Source organism: Oricola sp. (assembly GCF_022763245.1).
Classification (GTDB): domain Bacteria; phylum Pseudomonadota; class Alphaproteobacteria; order Rhizobiales; family Rhizobiaceae; genus Oricola.
The window spans coordinates 378,434-396,251 of the sequence record NZ_JALEGV010000014.1; the positions used below are offsets into that span (position 1 = coordinate 378,434).

At 65.1% G+C, this 17,818-nt stretch carries 17 protein-coding genes; 3 read left to right on the forward strand and 14 right to left on the reverse strand.

Annotated elements, in window-relative coordinates:
• Positions 1-197 precede the first annotated feature (197 nt).
• The 4 genes from prmC to MRY80_RS09560 form a co-directional block, all read right to left on the reverse strand.
• Positions 198-1,070: a peptide chain release factor N(5)-glutamine methyltransferase gene (gene prmC, locus MRY80_RS09545; protein ID WP_293290396.1), complete on the reverse strand. Its 873-nt coding sequence runs from the start codon at positions 1,068-1,070 to the stop codon at positions 198-200.
• Entirely contained in the window at positions 1,067-2,140 is a 1,074-nt protein-coding gene (gene prfA, locus MRY80_RS09550) for a peptide chain release factor 1 (RefSeq protein WP_293290398.1), read from the reverse strand. The genes prmC and prfA overlap by 4 nt, the downstream gene beginning before the upstream one ends.
• Before the next feature lie 25 nt (positions 2,141-2,165).
• Complete coding sequence (gene ptsP, locus MRY80_RS09555) at positions 2,166-4,385, reverse strand: phosphoenolpyruvate--protein phosphotransferase (RefSeq protein ID WP_293290490.1); 2,220 nt, start codon at positions 4,383-4,385, stop codon at positions 2,166-2,168.
• A gap of 127 nt (positions 4,386-4,512) precedes the next feature.
• Positions 4,513-5,766 carry an aspartate kinase gene (locus tag MRY80_RS09560; RefSeq protein ID WP_293290400.1) on the reverse strand — a complete coding sequence of 418 codons (1,254 nt, stop codon included), beginning with the start codon at positions 5,764-5,766 and terminating at the stop codon, positions 4,513-4,515.
• Positions 5,767-5,965: 199 nt separating this feature from the next.
• Here MRY80_RS09560 and ubiG point away from each other — a divergent pair, with 199 nt between their 5' ends.
• Positions 5,966-6,712 carry a bifunctional 2-polyprenyl-6-hydroxyphenol methylase/3-demethylubiquinol 3-O-methyltransferase UbiG gene (gene ubiG / locus MRY80_RS09565; protein ID WP_293290402.1) on the forward strand — a complete coding sequence of 249 codons (747 nt, stop codon included), beginning with the start codon at positions 5,966-5,968 and terminating at the stop codon, positions 6,710-6,712.
• Between the two features lie 36 nt (positions 6,713-6,748).
• On the opposite strand, the gene MRY80_RS09570 is transcribed toward ubiG, so the two are convergent.
• From MRY80_RS09570 to MRY80_RS09585, 4 genes are all read right to left on the reverse strand, one after another.
• Positions 6,749-7,177, reverse strand: a complete 429-nt coding sequence (locus tag MRY80_RS09570) for a DUF1178 family protein (RefSeq protein ID WP_293290404.1) — start codon at positions 7,175-7,177, stop codon at positions 6,749-6,751.
• A 34-nt stretch (positions 7,178-7,211) separates the two neighbouring features.
• Positions 7,212-8,015 (reverse strand): carbon-nitrogen hydrolase family protein, encoded by an 804-nt coding sequence (locus tag MRY80_RS09575; protein WP_293290492.1) that lies wholly within the window; start codon positions 8,013-8,015, stop codon positions 7,212-7,214.
• A gap of 35 nt (positions 8,016-8,050) precedes the next feature.
• On the reverse strand, positions 8,051-8,308 hold the full coding sequence (gene grxC, locus MRY80_RS09580) for a glutaredoxin 3 (RefSeq protein ID WP_293290406.1): 258 nt from the start codon (positions 8,306-8,308) through the stop codon (positions 8,051-8,053).
• Positions 8,309-8,388: 80 nt separating this feature from the next.
• Positions 8,389-9,132: a ComF family protein gene (locus MRY80_RS09585; protein WP_293290408.1), complete on the reverse strand. Its 744-nt coding sequence runs from the start codon at positions 9,130-9,132 to the stop codon at positions 8,389-8,391.
• A gap of 50 nt (positions 9,133-9,182) precedes the next feature.
• On the opposite strand from MRY80_RS09585, the gene MRY80_RS09590 reads away from it, so the two are divergent.
• A complete protein-coding gene (locus tag MRY80_RS09590) occupies positions 9,183-10,031 on the forward strand; it encodes a methyltransferase domain-containing protein (protein ID WP_293290410.1) in 849 nt (282 codons plus the stop codon).
• Positions 10,032-10,043: 12 nt separating this feature from the next.
• Here MRY80_RS09590 and MRY80_RS09595 read toward each other — a convergent pair whose 3' ends face one another.
• The 5 genes from MRY80_RS09595 to MRY80_RS09615 all read right to left on the reverse strand — a co-directional run bounded on the left by MRY80_RS09595 (position 10,044) and on the right by MRY80_RS09615 (position 13,836).
• Positions 10,044-10,355: a hypothetical protein gene (locus MRY80_RS09595; protein ID WP_293290412.1), complete on the reverse strand. Its 312-nt coding sequence runs from the start codon at positions 10,353-10,355 to the stop codon at positions 10,044-10,046.
• Between the two features lie 129 nt (positions 10,356-10,484).
• Positions 10,485-10,901: a (deoxy)nucleoside triphosphate pyrophosphohydrolase gene (locus MRY80_RS09600; RefSeq protein WP_293290414.1), complete on the reverse strand. Its 417-nt coding sequence runs from the start codon at positions 10,899-10,901 to the stop codon at positions 10,485-10,487.
• Positions 10,902-10,918: 17 nt separating this feature from the next.
• Positions 10,919-11,671 (reverse strand): GNAT family N-acetyltransferase, encoded by a 753-nt coding sequence (locus MRY80_RS09605; RefSeq protein ID WP_293290416.1) that lies wholly within the window; start codon positions 11,669-11,671, stop codon positions 10,919-10,921.
• Between the two features lie 8 nt (positions 11,672-11,679).
• Complete coding sequence (gene argJ / locus MRY80_RS09610) at positions 11,680-12,924, reverse strand: bifunctional glutamate N-acetyltransferase/amino-acid acetyltransferase ArgJ (protein WP_293290417.1); 1,245 nt, start codon at positions 12,922-12,924, stop codon at positions 11,680-11,682.
• A gap of 21 nt (positions 12,925-12,945) precedes the next feature.
• Positions 12,946-13,836, reverse strand: coding sequence for a peptidylprolyl isomerase (locus tag MRY80_RS09615; protein ID WP_293290419.1), 891 nt, complete (start codon positions 13,834-13,836; stop codon positions 12,946-12,948).
• 246 nt (positions 13,837-14,082) lie between these two features.
• Between MRY80_RS09615 and secA the strand changes: the two genes are divergently transcribed.
• On the forward strand, positions 14,083-16,956 hold the full coding sequence (gene secA, locus MRY80_RS09620) for a preprotein translocase subunit SecA (RefSeq protein WP_293290421.1): 2,874 nt from the start codon (positions 14,083-14,085) through the stop codon (positions 16,954-16,956).
• Between the two features lie 45 nt (positions 16,957-17,001).
• Here the strand turns inward: secA and MRY80_RS09625 are convergent, their stop codons facing one another.
• Positions 17,002-17,637 (reverse strand): sulfotransferase family 2 domain-containing protein, encoded by a 636-nt coding sequence (locus tag MRY80_RS09625; RefSeq protein ID WP_293290423.1) that lies wholly within the window; start codon positions 17,635-17,637, stop codon positions 17,002-17,004.
• Positions 17,638-17,818: the final 181 nt, after the last annotated feature.

Sequence of the window (17,818 nt, forward strand, 5' to 3'; positions counted from 1 at the left end):
ACTTGCGAATTGTTTGTGTGCGTGCCTCTGCACCGATTCTGCAACCTGATCGGTGCAAGGCGGTCGTCCGCACGAAGAACGTTCTAGTTTTCGTTGGGTGCCGGACTGACGACCTCTCATCGGAGCCGTCTCAACTTAGGTAGCCTTCCAATGCTGCGTTGCCAAGTGGTTTTTTCACCGCAACCAGCAAGTTTTTGTCATTTTATGAAAAAAAGCGCCCTGTCATTGCCGGCATAGTCTGCGCGTTCCGCCGAAAGTCGCATCCCTGCTTGCGCGAACAGCTGCGTCACGTCGGCCTTCTGGTCGTAACCGATCTCGACGGCCAGTGCCCCGTCCGGCGCGAGGAATGCGGGCGCCTGCGATGCGAGCACCCGATAGGCCGAAAGCCCGTCCGTGCCGCCGTCCAGCGCGGCCATCGGGTCGTGGTCGCGAACATCGGGCGCGAGGCCCGCAATGTCGGCGCTGCGGATGTAGGGCGGATTGGAGACGATGAGGTCGAATTCGTCGGTGATCGCCTCGAACCAGTTTGACAGGACGAAGCCGAAACGGTCGTCCAGACCAAGCGCGGCGGCGTTGGCGTCCGCCATGTCGAGGGCTTCCTCGGAGACGTCGGTTCCGATGGCGACGGCCTCCGGCACCTCGGCGAGCAACGCAAGCGCGATGGCGCCACTTCCCGTTCCGACATCGAGGATGCGGCAGGCGCCGGTACGCGCCGCTGTCTCCCGAACGAAGGGCAGCACGAGATCGACGAGTGTCTCCGTGTCGGGGCGGGGCACGAGCGTCGATGCGTTCAGCTTGAGCGGGAGGCCGTAGAATTCGCGTTCGCCGAGGATGCGATGCGCGGGCTCGCCCGACAGTCGGCGGACGAGGCACGCCTCGAAGCGCGCGGCCTTTTCGGCATCGACGGTCTTGCCGGGGTCCGTGATGCGGTCGAGCGTGGTTGCGCCGGTCGCGAATTCGAGCAGCAGGCCGGCGTCGAGGTCGGGGGTCGGGAACCCGGCCTGCGAGAGCCGTTTCCTCGCGTCGTCAAACAGACGGCTGACAGAATGCGGGGCGATGGCGGCGCTCACGCCGCTTCCTCGGTCATCAGCCTGGCCTGGTGATCGGCGATCAGGGGCTCGATGACATCGTCCAGTTCGCCTTCCATCACCCGGTCGAGCTTGTAGAGCGTCAGGTTGATGCGGTGGTCGGTCAGGCGTCCCTGGGGGAAATTGTAGGTGCGGATGCGTTCCGAGCGGTCGCCGGAACCAACCTGCAGCCGCCGCGATTCGGCACGTTCGTCGGCGGCCTTCTGGCGCTCGGCGTCAAACAGCCGGGCGCGCAGGATTTCCATGGCGCGGGCGCGGTTCTGGTGCTGCGACTTTTCCGACTGCACGACCACGATGCCGGTCGGGATATGGGTGATCCGCACGGCCGAATCCGTGGTGTTGACGTGCTGCCCGCCGGCGCCGGAAGCGCGCATCGTGTCGATGCGCAGGTCCTGGTCGCGGATGTCGACGTCGACTTCCTCGGCCTGCGGCAGCACGGCCACGGTGGCGGCGGAGGTGTGGATGCGCCCGCCTGCCTCGGTCTCCGGCACGCGCTGGACGCGGTGGACGCCGGATTCGAACTTCAGCCGCGAGAACACGCCGCGGCCGGACACCATGGCGATGATTTCCTTGTAGCCGCCCGCGTCGCCTTCCGAGGCGGAGATCACCTCGACCTTCCAGCCATGGACGGAGGCGTAGCGCTCGTACATGCGGAAGAGGTCGCCGGCGAAAAGTGCTGCTTCCAGGCCGCCGGTGCCCGCGCGGATTTCGAGAATGGCATTCTTCGTGTCGGCGGCGTCCTTCGGCAGCAGCAGGATGCGGATGTCCTTTTCCAGCGCCTCGATCTTTTCCTCGACCTCGGGCAATTCCATCTCGGCCAGCGCGCGCATGTCGCCATCGGTCGCCTTGTCGGCGAGGAGGGATTTCAGGTCGTCGCGTTCCGAATTGGCGGCCGTGTAGGCGCGGATCTTGCCGACGATTTCTTCCAATTCGGAATATTCGGAGGCGAGCTTCACATAGGTTTCGCTGTCCGGTCCGCTGGCCATCTCGCTTTCGAGCATGGCGAAGCGCTTGACCATCTGATCCATCTTGTCGGCGGGAAGTTCAATCATGCGGCTCGGCGCTGGCTGTCTTGTCTCAGGTGTAGGGGATCGCGTGCTTGTCGGCAAAGTCGCGGATGATCGGTTGCATATCGGTTCCGCCGCGATCGTTTTCAATCGCTTCGGCGAGGCGCTCGGTCAAGGCGGAAAGGTCCGTGGCGAGCAGCGCCGCCTTCACCGGGCCGATCGCCGCCGCCGACATCGAGAGGCCGCGAATGCCGACCGCGGCGAGCGCCAGGGCGCTCAAGGGCTGGCCGGCGAGTTCGCCGCACAGGGTGAGCGGCGTGGAGTGGGCGTCTGCGACCCGGGCGACATCGCGCAACGCGCGCAGGAACGGGCGTGACACCGGCTCGAACCGGTTGGCGATCTGCGCATTGCCGCGGTCGGTCGCCGTCAGGAACTGGAACAGGTCGTTGGAGCCGATCGAGACGAAATCGGCGGACCGCATCAGCGCGTCGAGATCGAACAGGAGGGAAGGGACCTCCAGCATCGCGCCCAGCTTCAGACGCGTCGGCAGGCCGTGGCCGAAGCGCGACAGGTGCTGGACCTCGCGATTGATGATCTCGCGTGCCTGGGCAATCTCCGCGACGTCGGTCACCATTGGCAGCATGACGCTCAACTCGCGGCCGGCGGCCGCTTTCAGAAGCGCGCGCAGCTGGGTGCGGAACAGGCCGGGACGGTCGAGCGACAGGCGGATCGCGCGCCAGCCGAGCGCAGGGTTCTCCTCCTGCGGCGCGCCGCGGAAATAGGGCAGCACCTTGTCGCCGCCGATGTCGAGCGAGCGGAAGGTGACAGGTTTCTTCCCGGCCGCCTCCAGGACGCTGCGATAGAGCGTTTCCTGCGCCTCGGCGCGTGGGAAGGTCGAGGCGATCATGAATTGCAGTTCGGTGCGGAACAGGCCGATCCCCTCGGCACCGGATTCATCGACCTGCGGCAGATCGACCAGAAGGCCGGCATTCATGTGCAACTGGAAACTCTGCCCGTCCCGGGTGATCGACGGCTTGTCACGCAGGTCGCGATATTCCTGCTGGCGGCGGGCGCGGAACCGGACCTTCTCGGTGTAGGCCGCCTCGACGTCCTGCTGCGGACGCAGATGCACGTCGCCGGAGAGCCCGTCGACGATGACGGCGTCGGCGTTTTCCGACAGGGCGACGATGCCCTTGGCCTGGCCGACGACGGGAATGCTCATGGCGCGCGCCACGATCACGACATGGCTGGTCGCCGCGCCATCTTCCAGCACGAGGCCGCGCAGGTTCTTGCGCGGGTAGTCCAGCAATTCGGCCGCGCCCATGGAGCGGGCGACGAGGATCGTGTCGGGCGGCAATTTCTGCTCGCGGCTGGCGATGTCCTCGCCCATCAATTCGCGCAGCAACCGGTTGGCGAGATCGTCGAAATCGCTCATGCGTTCGCGCAGATACGGGTCGCTGACCGCGGTCATGCGGGCACGCATGTCGCTTTGCACCTTCTCGACGCTCGCCTCGGCGGTGAGGCCGTTGCGGATCGCTTCCTCCAGACGGCGCACCCAGCCCTTGTCATGGGCGAACATGCGGTAGCTTTCCAGGACGTCGCGATGTTCGCCCTCGAAGGCGATCTCGCGGCGCGACAGCATGTCGTCGATCGTCAGGCGCAGCGAACTGATGGCGGAGGCGAGCCGCTCGATCTCGGTGTCGGAGTCCTCGTTGAAGAGGTTGGTGACGACGATGCGCGGCTCGTGCAGCACGACATGGCCGAGGCCGATGCCCTCCGCCAGCGCGCGGCCACTGGAGGTGACGGGACGAGTGAGGTCGAGTTCGATGCCGGTGGTCGAAAGCCTTTTCAGGTCGCCGGCGGCGATCAACTCGCCGAGGACCATGGCGACGGTTTCGAGCGCCTCCACCTCGTCCTCGCCATACATCCGATGGGCTTCGTTCTGGACGACCAGGACGCCAAGCGTGCGGCCGGCGCGCAGGATCGGCACGCCGAGGAAGGAGTTGTAGAGTTCTTCGCCGGTTTCAGGGAGATACTGGAAAGCGGGGTGTTTCTGCGCTTCGGCGAGGTTCAAAGGCCGGGCCGAGGACGCGATCGTGCCGACGAGGCCCTGGCCGAGGCGCAGGGCGGACTGGTGGACGGCGTTCGGGTTCAGGCCGACCGTGGCGTAGAGCTCGAGCACGCCGTCGGCGCGCAGCACATAGGCCGAGCACACTTCCGCGACCATGTTGCGGGCGATCTGCCGCACGATGGCGTCAAGCCGCTCCTGCGGCTCCATCGGCTCCGCCATGATCTCGCGGAGGCGTTTGAGGAGCACTCGCGGTCCGGCATCCGCCTCACGTAGCAACGACTTCTCCCAGCAAAGAACAGCGTGTCCGGCGCATGCCAGACTTCAACCTATGGCATAGCCGGGCTGGCTAGACCTTGTCGAGACCGTAGACGCCGTGCAGCGTGCGCACCGCCAATTCGCAATAGGCGCCGTCGATCAGGATCGAGATCTTGATTTCCGACGTCGTGATGGCGCGGATGTTGATGCCTTTTTCAGCCAGAGCCTTGAAGGCCGAAGCGGCGACGCCCGCGTGGCTGCGCATGCCGATGCCGATGACCGAGACCTTCACCAGGCCGGTTTCGGACTGCAGCGCCTCGTAGCCGACCTCTTCCTTGACGCCTTCAAGCGCACGCAGCGCCTTGTCCACGTCGGTGCTCGGGATCGTGAAGGTCATGTCCGTGAACTTGCCGTCGGCGGAGACGTTCTGGACGATCATGTCGACATTGATGCCGGCTTCGGCGAGCGGGCCGAAGATGGCGGCCGAGACGCCGGGGCGGTCCTGGACGCGACGCAGCGAGATCTGCGCCTCGTCGCGCGTATAGGCGATACCGGTCACATTTTGCTTTTCCACGATCTCATCCTCATCACAGATCAACGTGCCCGGCGGATTGTCGAAATCATCCATGCCGGGCGCGTCGGGCGCCTCGAAACTGGAGCGCACGAAGGTGCGGACATTATGCACCATGGCGAGTTCGACCGAACGAACCTGGAGCACCTTGGCGCCGAGCGAAGCCATTTCCAGCATTTCCTCAAACGAGACCTTGGCAAGGCGGCGGGCCTTCGGCTCGATGCGGGGGTCGGTCGTGTAGACGCCATCCACGTCGGTATAGATGTCGCAGCGATCGGCGTGCACCGCGGCGGCGATCGCCACAGCACTCGTGTCGGAGCCGCCGCGGCCGAGTGTCGAGATGCGGTTGTCGGGCGCGACGCCCTGGAAGCCGGCGACCACCGCCACCTGGCCGATCTTGAAGCGTTCGATCAGGCGCTGGCCGTCGATCTCGGCGATGCGTGCGGCACCGTGGGCGTTGTCGGTCTTGATCGGGATCTGCCATCCCTGCCAGGAGCGGGCGTCGACATCCATGGATTGCAGGACGATCGCCAGGAGGCCGGCCGTGACCAGTTCGCCGCTCGCGACGATCGCGTCATATTCGCGCGCGTCATGCATCGGCGAGGCCATGCGGGTCAGCTCGACGAGTTCGTTGGTCTTGCCGGCCATGGCGGACACGACGACGGCGACTTCATGGCCGGCGTCGACTTCCCGTTTCACATGCCGCGCGACATTGCGGATGCGGTCGATATCGGCGACGGAAGTGCCGCCAAATTTCATGACGATACGGGCCATGGCGGAATAGATGCTCGACGGTTCGTTTCTCGGGCCGCGGACTTTGTCTCGCAGGTCGGAGCGCTCCTTAAACAATCGCGCGGTTGGCCGCAAGTTTGCCTTTCGTCGGCTTTTCCGCTCAGGGCCTGCTTGACGCACCCTCTTGACTTGCCCGCCGTCGCGCCCGAGTTGGGGATCAGGACGCAGAGGAAGAGACGGAATGGAAAGCGGAGCAACGACGATCGACGCCGGCGAGGTCGAGCGATTTTCCCGGATGGCATCCGAATGGTGGAGCCCGACCGGCAAATTCAAGCCGCTGCACAAGTTCAACCCGGTGCGGCTCAGCTATATCCGCCAGACCGTCGTCGAGCATTTCGGCCTGGAGGGGCGTTCCGCGAAACCATTCGAGGGCCTGCGTTTCCTCGACATCGGGTGCGGCGGCGGGCTGCTCTCCGAGCCGATGGCCCGGCTCGGCGCCACGGTCGTCGGGGCGGACGCTTCGGAGACCAATATCGAAGTGGCGAAAATCCATGCGGCCCAGTCCGGCGTGGAGGTCGATTATCGCGCGACGACGGCCGAGGCGCTGGCGGAAGCGGGCGAAAGCTTCGACGTCGTGCTCAACATGGAAGTGGTCGAGCACGTCGCCGACGTGGACCTCTACATGAAGGCGTGCGCGGCGATGGTGCGCCCGGGCGGGCTGATGTTCGTCGCGACCATCAACCGGACGATGAAGGCCTACGGGCTGGCGATCATCGGAGCGGAGCACGTGCTGCGCTGGCTGCCGCGGGGCACGCACCAATATGAGCGGCTGGTGAGACCTTCGGAGATCGACGCCGCCTTGCAGGGCACCGGCCTCGGCGTTTCTCGGCGCAGCGGCGTCAGCTACAATCCGCTGGCCGACGAATGGCGACTGTCTCGCGACATGGACGTCAATTACATGGTCGTCGCCGAACGGCCGAAGGGATAGGAAACGAGGTTCGGGCGACGACCTTTCAGGCCGTCGTCAGTTCATGTCTTCCGGCAGGTCGGGAAGCGGCATGATCTCGACGCCTTCCTCGATCAGGCTGGTCACTTCCTCCCGGGACGCCTTGCCGTAGATGCCGCGGGCGTCGGCTTCGCCATAGTGGATCTTGCGGGCTTCCTCGGGAAATTTCGCGCCGACATCCTCGCCGGTCTTGCGCACTTCGCGGGCCATGGCCTGAAGCTTCGCCATAATCTCCCGCTGGGCGGCGTTGCCGATCGCGACCGCGACCTCCTCGCGCTTGCGCGACGTCGCGACGCTTGGCGCCATCAGCGACTTCGAGACGTGATGCGAGCCGCAGGTCGGACACTCCAGAAAACCGCGCTTGTTCTGCGTTTCGAAATCGTCGCTGTCGCGGAACCAGGCCTCGAAATCATGGCCGTTGTCGCAATGGAGCGCGAATTTGATCACCGGCGGTGTCCCATGCGGTCTTCGATGATTTGCATCATTGCGTCTCGACGAGGTCGAACGGACGAATGTTCTTCAGATTGGGTATTTTTCGTCTCGCTTCAAGGGTTTGGCCGAGATCGAGTGTCGCGGTGATCACGCCGGGCTCGTCGTCGTCCTTCTCCGCGAGGACGCGCCCCCAGGGATCGACGATCAGCGAGTGACCATAGGTTTCGCGGGTGTCGGCATGGGTTCCGCCCTGCGCCGCGGCGATCATGAAAGCGCCGTTTTCGATCGCCCGGGCCCTCAGGAGCACATGCCAGTGGGCCTCGCCGGTCTGGCGGGTGAAGGCCGCGGGCGAGGTCAGGATTTCCGCGCCCGAGAGCGCCTGCCGGCGGAAGATGTCGGGGAAGCGGACATCGTAGCAGATGGCGAAGCCGAGCTTCGCGTCGTCGAGATCGATCGTGACTGAGCGGTCGCCCGGCTCATAGACCGCCGATTCGCGCCAGCTCTCGCCATTGTCGAGATCCACGTCGAACATGTGGATCTTGTCGTAGGAGGCGCGCTTGCGTCCGTCCGGCCCGAACAGGAACGCGCGGTTGGCAACCTTGCCGTCGCCGCGATCGATCGGCGTGGAGCCGACATGCAGCCAGATGCCGAGTTCGCCGGCGAGCGACGCCGCCGCGGCGACGATCGGATCGGCCTCTTCCGCGAAGATCGCCGCCATCAGGGCGGCGCGGTTCTTCTGGATGAGGCCGGTCATTTCCGGGGTTTGCACATAGGTCGCGCCGCGCGCGGCGGCCTCGCGTACGAGCCGTTCGAAATCATCGCGATTGGCGGCGATTTCGGTGCCCGACCGCATCTGCACGGCGGCACATGTGAGAGTGCGTGCCACGGTCACGCCGCCAGGAGCGCGTCGAGCTTGCCCGCGCGGTCGAGCGCGTGAAGATCGTCGCATCCGCCGACATGGAACTCGCCGATGAAGATCTGCGGGAAGGTCATGCCGCCCTGCGAGCGCTGGATCATTTCGCGCTTCAGGTCCGGATTGAAGGTGGCGTCATGTTCGACATAGGCCACGCCCTTCTTGTCGAGAAGGCTCTTGGCGGCGCTGCAGAAGCCGCAGAACTTGCGTGTGTAGATGGTGACATTGGCCATTCGGGCATCCTTTCTGGAGCCGCAATATATGTGCGCCGCACAACCGTGAAAAGGCCATCCGCGGGCGCGAAGCGTCGCGATCAGTCAGCGAAGTGCGGAACGACGTGCGAGAAGGTCAGGACATCGACGTGGCTCGCTCCGCCCCGCAGCAGCGCCTTCGTGGCGGCCTCGATCGTCGCGCCGGTCGTGAAGACGTCGTCGACCAGCAGGACATCGCGCCCGGCGACGGCGATCTCGCGTTCGGGCGGGACGCGGAAGGCGCCACGCACATTGAGCTTGCGCTCATTCGCCGTGAGGCCGACCTGTTGGCGGGTCGGCTTGACGCGGCGCAGCGCGCCCGGTTCGAAGGCAAGGCCGGTGCGCGTCGCGATGGTGCGGCCGAGTTCGGCCGCCTGGTTGTAGCGCCGCGCGAGAAAGCGACGGGGATGCAGCGGCACGGGCACGACGACGTCGCACTCTTCGACCAGTTCGCTGCCGGCGCGCAGCATCCAGCGGGCCATCCATGGCGCGAGTTCGGTGCGATCCCCATATTTCAGCCGCTGGACGAGCTGGCGTGCAATTCCGGAATGCAGAACGGCGGCCCGGGCGCGGCGATAGGCCGGCGGATCGGCAAGGGCCTCGGCGCTGACCATCCCGTTGCCGAAATCATGCTGGAACGGGAAGCCGGTAACCGCGCAGATCGGCTCGGCGATGAAGTGCAGCCGGTTCCAGCACTTCGGGCAGAGCGTGCCGCGCTCGGCCACATGCATGCGGCAAGCAAGGCAGGTGTCCGGAAAAAGCACGGCGGCGACGGCGCGGCTTGTCTTGTGGGTCAGCTCTCGCATGTGCGGGACCGGTGCTGGCGGCAGAGGAAAATACTGTTACAGAAACGGCCATGAGCGTCAAAACCATCATCGATCTGGATCAGGCCGCCGCCAATCGAAGGCGGGCCGCCTCCATTGCCGCAGACGGCGCGGACTTTCTCTTCCAGGCGGTCGCCGATGATTTGGCGCTGCGCCTTTCGGCCGTCACGCGTACCTTCGAGCGCGGTGTCCTGTTCGCACCCGAGGGCACGCCGGCGCTGCCGCTCGAGGCGGCAGGCCTGCTGAAACGGCATGTCCGCGACGAGGAGGCGCCGGAGGCGCTCGGGCTGCCCGAGGCGGAATTCGATCTCGCGATCAGCCTCTTGACGCTGCATGAGACGAACGACACGCCCGGCCTGCTGGCGCAGATCCGCCGGTCGTTGAAGCCGGACGGGTTGTTCATGGCCTGCGTGCCGGCGGCGGGAACGCTTGCCGAATTGCGCGACAGCCTGCTGGCCGCCGAGGCCGAACTGACCGGCGCGGCGAATGCCCGTGTCCTGCCTTTCATGGATGTTCGCGACGCCGGCGGGCTGTTGCAGCGTGCAGGCTTCGCGCTTCCGGTGACGGACACCGAGGCGCTGACCGTGCGTTACGACACGATGTTCAACCTGATGCTCGATCTTCGGGCGATGGGCGCGACGAACACGCTCCAGTCACGCAGCAAGCGTTTCGCCACACGGTCACTGTTTCAGGAAGCGGCGGCGCATTACGCGGCGAACCATGCGGACGCGGACGGGCGGGTTCGCGCCACGTTCCAGTTCGTCTGGATGTCTGGCTGGGTGCCGCATGACTCGCAGCAAAAGCCGCTCAGGCCGGGCAGTGCGGCGAACCGGCTGGCCGATTTCCTCACCGATAAGTCGGACGGAACGGAGAAGGGCTAAACGGTCGGTGCTTCAGCAATCGCCGGTGCGCACGCCGTTCGCATGAATGATGCACATGGAGCTCGGCGAGGTCTGCAGGACACTGCGATGGATCGTGTATTGCCGGCTGCCCTGCCGCACGGAACCGGTGGTCGTGCGGTCGATGCCGGAGGACGCGGACGGGCGTGACGCGTCGCTGCGGTCGAGGATCGGCGTGAGGAACAGGGCGATCGCGATCGCGAAGGACCCGAACAGCAGCGTGATGCGAAGCATGCTCTGTCCCGCTTCGCTGAAGGCGGAGACGTGGTGCGAACGAATGTCGGCCCAATCGCGGTCGTTATACATGGCTGTGATCCCCTCTTGGCGACGAGACAAACTCACGGGCCAGCTACTTCAAACGCCGGCGTGTTCATTAAAGATCGCATGCTGTAATAAATGTTTGATTAACGCTGCCCGTTAGGCTTTTCCGGCGCGTCAGAGCAGGTCCTGGAGAATCGGGACCAGCGGCAGATCGGCGGGCGGCATCGGGTAGTCGCGCAGGGCTGCGGCGCGCACCCATTTGAGCTGCTGGTTTTCCTTCGCCATCGGAATGCCTGTGAACTTCCGGCAGACATAGAGCGGCATGAGCAGGTGGAACTCGTCATAGGCATGGCTGGCGAAGGTCAGCGGGGCGAGGCATGGCGCTTCGGTCACGATGCCGAGTTCCTCGTGGAGTTCGCGGATCAGCGTCGCTTCCGGGGTTTCGCCCGTTTCGACCTTGCCGCCCGGAAACTCCCACAGGCCCGCCATGGATTTTCCTTCCGGCCGGCGCGCCAGAAGGATGCGGTTGTCCGTGTCGAGCAGGGCGCAGGCCGCCACGAGGAGGATCGGTTTCGGCGTCGCTTCGGTCATGGCGGCGGGTTCCGTTGCTATTCGCCCTTCTGGCGATAGACGTATGAGTAGGCCGTCTCGAAGCCGAGCTTCGAATACAGTGCCAGCGCCGGCTTGTTGGAGGCGGTGACCTGGAGCCAGGCGCGCTGCGCGCCCTGGGCCGCGGCCCAGCGCAAGGCGGCGCGGACGATGGAGCGGGCATAGCCCTTGCCCTGCTGGTCGGGGCGCACGGCGACATCGAAGAGGCCGGCGAGGTCGTTGTCGTGGACGCAGAGCGCCGAGGCGACCGGACCGTTCTCGTCTTCCAGAACGAACATGCCGCTCGGCGGACGGATCGATTCCACCACCTCCGTCAGGCCCGGCTTGATGCTGGGGTCCTCGTCGCGGATGGCGATCGACGCATCGACGTATCGGCCGATGTCCTGCAAGGGGATCTGGTCGATGCCGCCTTCCAGATCGATGGCATCCAGCGACGCGATCATGACGTTGGTCTCGTCGAACCGCCGCCAGCCATGCGCGTCGAAATAGGCGTTCAGCTTCGAGGGCGCGAGCGGCGACAGGCGAAAGATGAGCGGGCGCCCATAGGCACCGAAACGCTTGGCGGCCCGGGCGATGCGCTGGTCGATGTCACCGAAGTCCGACGGGTCGAGCGGGTTGACCGAGTTCAGCCGTTTCGCCGGGTGGCCCGCGGTGAGCCGCACCGCCCAGCTGCCGTCATAGTGAACCGACGTGGCGGGCCAGGCGCGAAAACCGACGGCTTCCAGGCGGCGGACCAGTGCGAGCCCAGGCATGGCGGAAGTCAGCTCCTGTAGTCGCCATTGATGGCGACATATTCCTTGGTGAGGTTGCAGGTCCACACCGTGAACCGGCCCTCGCCGAGGCCGATATCGGCGCGAATGACGATCTCGTCGTTCTTCATGTAGGCGCTGGTCGCAGCCTCCGAATAGGATTCTGCACGTTCGCCTTCGCTGGCGACGAGGATGTCACCGAACCAGATGGCGAGCCGGTCGCGGTCGGCGGGTTCGCCGGCCTTGCCGACCGCCATGACGACGCGGCCCCAATTGGCGTCCTCGCCGGTGACGGCCGTCTTGACCAGCGGCGAATTGGCGATCGACATCGCGATGCGTTTCGCCGATGCGCCGGAGACGGCGCCGATCACTTCGACGCGGATCAGCTTGGTCGCGCCCTCGCCGTCGCGCGCGAGCATTAGCGCGAGATCGAGCAGGCAGGCCTCAAAGGCGGTTTCGAAGGCGGCCAGCCGCGGATCGTCGATCGTTTCGATCGTCGGCGCGCCGCGGGCGGAGGCCTTGCCTGTGGCAAAGGCGAGCAGAGTGTCGGAGGTCGAAGTGTCGCTATCGACCGTGATCGCGTTGAAGGTCGATGCCGTGTAGCGCGACAGCAGGGCCTGCAGCACGGGTGCTGCGATCGGCGCGTCGGTCGCGAGATAGGACAGCATGGTCGCCATGTCGGGCGCGATCATGCCGGCGCCCTTGGCGATCGCGTTGATGGTCACCTCGGCGTCGCCGAGCGTGACGGTGCGCGTGACGAGCTTGGGAAAGGTGTCCGTCGTCATGATCGCGTGGGCGGCCTCGGTCCAGCGATCGCCGGCGGCGCCGGCCACCATGTCGGAGAGGTGGCGCTCGAAATGCGAAGGGTCGAGCGGCTCGCCGATCACGCCGGTGGAGGAGAGGAAGACTTCGCCTTCCGAGCAGCCGGCCGCTTCGGCGGCGGCGCGGGCGGCGACCGCCGTGGTGTGGCGGCCCTTCTTGCCGGTAAACGCGTTGGCGTTGCCGGCATTGACGACGAGGATGCGGGCTCGGCCCCCGGCCAGGTGTTCGCGACACAGGTCGACCGGCGCCGACGGGCATTTCGAGGTCGTGAGAACGCCGGCGACCGCGGTGCCCTCGTCGAAGACCATGGCCATCAGGTCGACCCGGCCCTTGTATTTGATGCCGGCCTTGGCCGTGGCGATGCGCACGCCGTCAATCGCCGGCATCTCGGGATAGGTTTTCGGTGCAAGCGGTGAAACGGCGACGCTGGACATGCTGACTCCGAGGATGGCCGCTTATTGCGCGGCCGTTGCGTTTTCGTAGGCCTGTTTGAGCGCCGGATCCGTGATCTCGATTTCGGCCTCTTCACGCAGTTTGCCGAGCGTCTCGAAATAGCGCTCCTGCAGCAGGATCGACTGGATCTGGTTCTTCACTTCGGCGAAGGCGGGCGGCTGCACGGCGCGCTTGTCTTCCAGCTTGATCACGTGCCAGCCGAACTGCGTCTTCACCGGCTCCTTGGTGTAGGCGCCGACATCGAGCGCGAAGGCGGCTTCCTCGAATTCGGGAACCATGCGGCCGCGGGTGAAGTAGCCGAGGTCGCCGCCGCTGGAGCTGGACGGTCCGGTGGACTTCTCCTTGGCCAGCGTCTCGAAATCCGCGCCGCCGTCGAGTTCCGCGATCACGGCCTTCGCCTCGTCCTCGGTCTCCAGCAGGATGTGGCGGGCGTGCACCTCGTTTTCGGCAGGCGTCGCGGCGATCTCCTTGTCGTAGCGCGCGCGGATCTCGTCCTCGGTGATCTTGCCGAGGACTTCCTTGACGAAATAGGCGTTGTGAAGGGCGCGCTGACGCAGGAATTCCATTTCGCGCTTGAAGTCGTCGGTCTCGTCGAGACCGGCTTCCTCGGCCTTCTGGGCCAGCGCACGGATGTCGATCAGCGCCGTCAGCGCTGCGCCGTCGCGCTGTTCAGCCGGCATCTGTCCGAGCTGATCCTTGAGGTCGTTCAGCGTCAGGTCCAGATCCTGCCGGGTGATCGCCTGGCCGTTCACCGTGCCGAGAACCTCGTCGCCATCCTGAGCGAGAACGGTCTGCGGCAGGCCGGCAACGACCGCGCACGCCATGATCACGCCGGCAGCCAGGCCGCGCGCGGACATTGCGGAAAGACGACTGGACGAACGGAAAGACTGCATGGATCACTCGCTTGGTTGCGGGAAAGTTTTTGCCTCGATGTGACCGGAACGCTCTGCAAATCGCCGGTTTTCGCGGTCCGCCGTAGCGTTGACATCACTATTGGCCCCTCTTATCTGTCCTTGGCTATCGCGTCCACCTCCGAATGGCAGGAACGCCGGGCGAAATAGTATCGCACGACCGACGCACAACGCATTGTTTCAGGCCGCTGTCCCAATGCGGCCAATCCTTGGGAAAGGACCATTTTCATGGTCAATTTCGGCGGCATCGCCCGCAAGATTTTTGGTTCCGTCAACGATCGTCGTTTGAAATCGCTGCATCCGAAGGTTGCCGCGATCAACGCGCTCGAAGACGAAATTGCGGGCCTGACCGATGAGCAGCTTCGCGCCAAGACCGACGAGTTCAAGGCGCAGCTGAAAGACGGCAAGACGCTCGACGACATTCTGGTGCCGGCCTTCGCGGTCGCCCGCGAGGGCGCCAAACGCGCGCTCGGCATGCGCCCCTTCGACGTTCAGCTGATCGGCGGCATGGTGCTGCACGAGGGCGAGATCGCCGAGATGAAGACGGGCGAGGGCAAGACGCTGGTCGCCACGCTGCCCGTCTATCTCAACGCCCTGACCGAGCGCGGCGTGCATGTGGTCACGGTCAACGACTACCTGGCCAGGCGCGACGCGGAATGGATGGGCCGGCTCTACGAATTCCTCGGCCTGAGCGTCGGCATCATCGTGCACGGCATGGACGACGCGCAGCGCAAGGCCGCCTATGACTGCGACGTCACCTACGCCACCAACAACGAGCTCGGCTTCGACTATCTGCGCGACAACATGAAGTATGAGCGCGCGCAGATGGTGCAGCGCGACCATGTCTTCGCCATCGTCGACGAGGTGGACTCCATCCTGATCGACGAAGCGCGCACGCCGCTGATCATCTCCGGTCCGCTGGACGACAAGTCCGAACTCTATATCGCGATCGACAAGTTCATTCCGAACCTGTTGCCGGAGGATTACGAGGTCGACGAGAAGCAGCGTTCGGCGACCTTCACCGAAGACGGCACCGAGAAGCTGGAGCAGATGCTGGCGGAAGCGGGGCTTCTCAAGGGGGCCGGGCTCTACGACATCGAGAACGTCGCGGTCGTCCACCACGTCAACAACGCCCTGAAGGCGCATACGCTGTTCCAGCGCGACAAGGACTACATCGTCAAGAGCGGCGAGATCGTCATCATCGACGAGTTCACCGGCCGCCAGATGCCGGGCCGCCGCTTCTCGGAAGGCCTGCACCAGGCGCTGGAAGCCAAGGAAGGCGTCGCCATCCAGCCGGAAAACCAGACGCTGGCCTCGGTGACGTTCCAGAACTACTTCCGCATGTATGACAAGCTGGCCGGCATGACCGGCACGGCCTCGACCGAGGCCGAGGAATTCGCCGACATCTACGGTCTCGGCGTCATGGAGATTCCGACCAACCTGCCGATCCAGCGCATCGACGAGGACGACGAGGTCTACCGCACGGTCGAGGAGAAATACGTCGCCGTGGTGATGGACATCATCGCCTCCCAGCAGAAGGGGCAGCCGGTTCTCGTCGGCACCGCCTCCATCGAGAAGTCGGAACTTCTCTCCACGCTTCTCGGCGACACGAAGCGGCTCAAGCAGATCCACGAATCGGTCAAGGCGCGTCTCGACGCGATCAAGGAGGGCAAGGAACAGGAGCTGCGCGACTTTCTGGAGACCGCGCTTGCGAGCCTCGACACCGTGATCAAGGCCGGCGGCGTCAAGCACGAGGTGCTGAACGCCCGCCAGCATGAGCGCGAGGCGCATATCGTCGCCCAGGCCGGCGTGCCGGGCGCGGTGACCATCGCCACCAACATGGCCGGCCGCGGTACCGACATCAAGCTCGGCGGCAATCTGGAAATGCGCATCGAGCAGGAGCTCGGCGACATGCCGGAAGGCGAGGAGCGCAGCCAGCGCATCGCCGAGATCGAAGCCGACATCGAGCGGCTGAAGCGGCAGGCGCTGGAGGCTGGCGGTCTCTACGTGCTGGCGACCGAGCGCCACGAGAGCCGCCGCATCGACAACCAGCTGCGCGGCCGTTCCGGCCGCCAGGGAGACCCGGGCCGCTCCAAGTTCTTCCTGTCGCTGCAGGACGACCTGATGCGCATCTTCGGGTCGGAACGCATGGACGGCATGCTGCAGAAGCTCGGTCTCAAGGAAGGCGAGGCGATCGTCCATCCCTGGATCAACAAGGCGCTTGAGAAGGCGCAGAAGAAGGTCGAGGCGCGCAACTTCGACATCCGCAAGAACGTCCTGAAATATGACGACGTGATGAACGACCAGCGCAAGGTCGTCTTCGAGCAGCGCAAGGAACTGATGGACGGAACGGGCCTTTCGGACACCGTCAAGGAGATGCGCCAGGAAGTCGTCGGGAACATCGTTTCCAAGCACATCCCGGAAAAGGCCTATGCCGAGCAGTGGGACATCGCCGGCCTGAAGGAAGCGGTCAACACGCTGCTCAACATCGACGTGCCCGTGGACCAGTGGGCCGCCGAGGAGGGGATCGCCGAGGACGACATCGTCGATCGCCTGAGCGAGGCGGTCGAGAAGGCGGCGGCGGAACGGGCCGAGCGCTTCGGCCCGGAAATCACCGAATATGTCGAGAAATCGATCGTGCTGCAGACGCTCGACACGCTGTGGCGGGAACACCTGGTCAATCTCGACCATCTGCGTTCCGTCATCGGCTTCCGCGGCTATGCGCAGCGCGACCCCCTGCAGGAATACAAGCAGGAAAGCTTCGAGATGTTCCAGGCGATGCTGGCCAACCTTCGCCAGGCGGTCACGGCGCAGCTCATGCGCGTCGAGATCGTGCGCGAGCAGGCCCAGGCGCCGGCGCCCGAACTGCCCGAGATGGAAGCCCATCACACCGACGCCACGACCGGCGAGGACGAGATGTCCGAGCCGTCCGCCTATGGCGCGGCGATCCCCACCGGCCAGGTGCCCGAGCAGGAGCGCGATCCGAACGATCCCGCGACCTGGGGCAAGGTCGGCCGCAACGAGGCCTGCCCCTGCGGCTCCGGCAAGAAGTTCAAGCATTGCCATGGCGCGTTCGTGTCGCAGGACATGACCGGCACCTGACCAGAGACCGCTCTTGGCGCGCCGGGCAGCGGCGCGCCCATGGGGTCAGAACGAATAGTCGAAACGTTCGAGATCGCGCGCGAACATGCGTGACGCGATCTCGCGGTCTTTCGCGGTGTAGTATTCGCGATAGGCGCGCCGGTCGATGCGCTTGCGATGCGGCAAGGTTTCCGGCTTCTCCACACCCAGCTTCTGACACAGCGTTGCGATCTCGTCGGAGAGCGATTCGAACCGGTAGACATCGTCCATCAGCAGGTTGCCGGACCGGTCGAAGATGAAATCGCACTGGTCCTTGCGCCGTCCGGACAGTCTCGTGCGGCGGGCCGCGAGGAATTCGGAGAAGCTCATCCTGGCGGTTGCGTCGTGCCTGTGGTGACCGGTGTGGCTTCGGGTGAATTCATAGGCCGAGACCATCCGGTCGAACGGATTGCGCACGAACGTGAACTTGTAGAGGTCGCTGAAGAGCTCGTCGCCCAGTTTTACCCGTGCAAATCCGGCGGTCGCGTGCTGGCGCAGATCGGCTTTGGTCGGATCCTCGCGCACCGGCAGGTGGGACAGGAAGCGGCGATACTGGCTCTTGTCCGGCCGGATCGAGTAGGGCGACAGCAGGACCCGAACGCTCGTTCCGGCGGTTTTCGGGACATGAATGAACAGGAATCGGTGGGTCAGTGACAGGATCATGCTTCGGCTTGTTCTTGTTGTTTTTTTTGCGCCGGCGGGTTTGCACCCGACATCCCGGTCCCGGGGGCTCGCATCAGCGCGACGCATGGCAGCGACGGCGCGGCGGGGCCCGGAAACGGCAGTACGAACGCTTTCTTAAGCCCGTTGGGGTAAGCCGATCAACGGCTTTTCTGGGTATCGG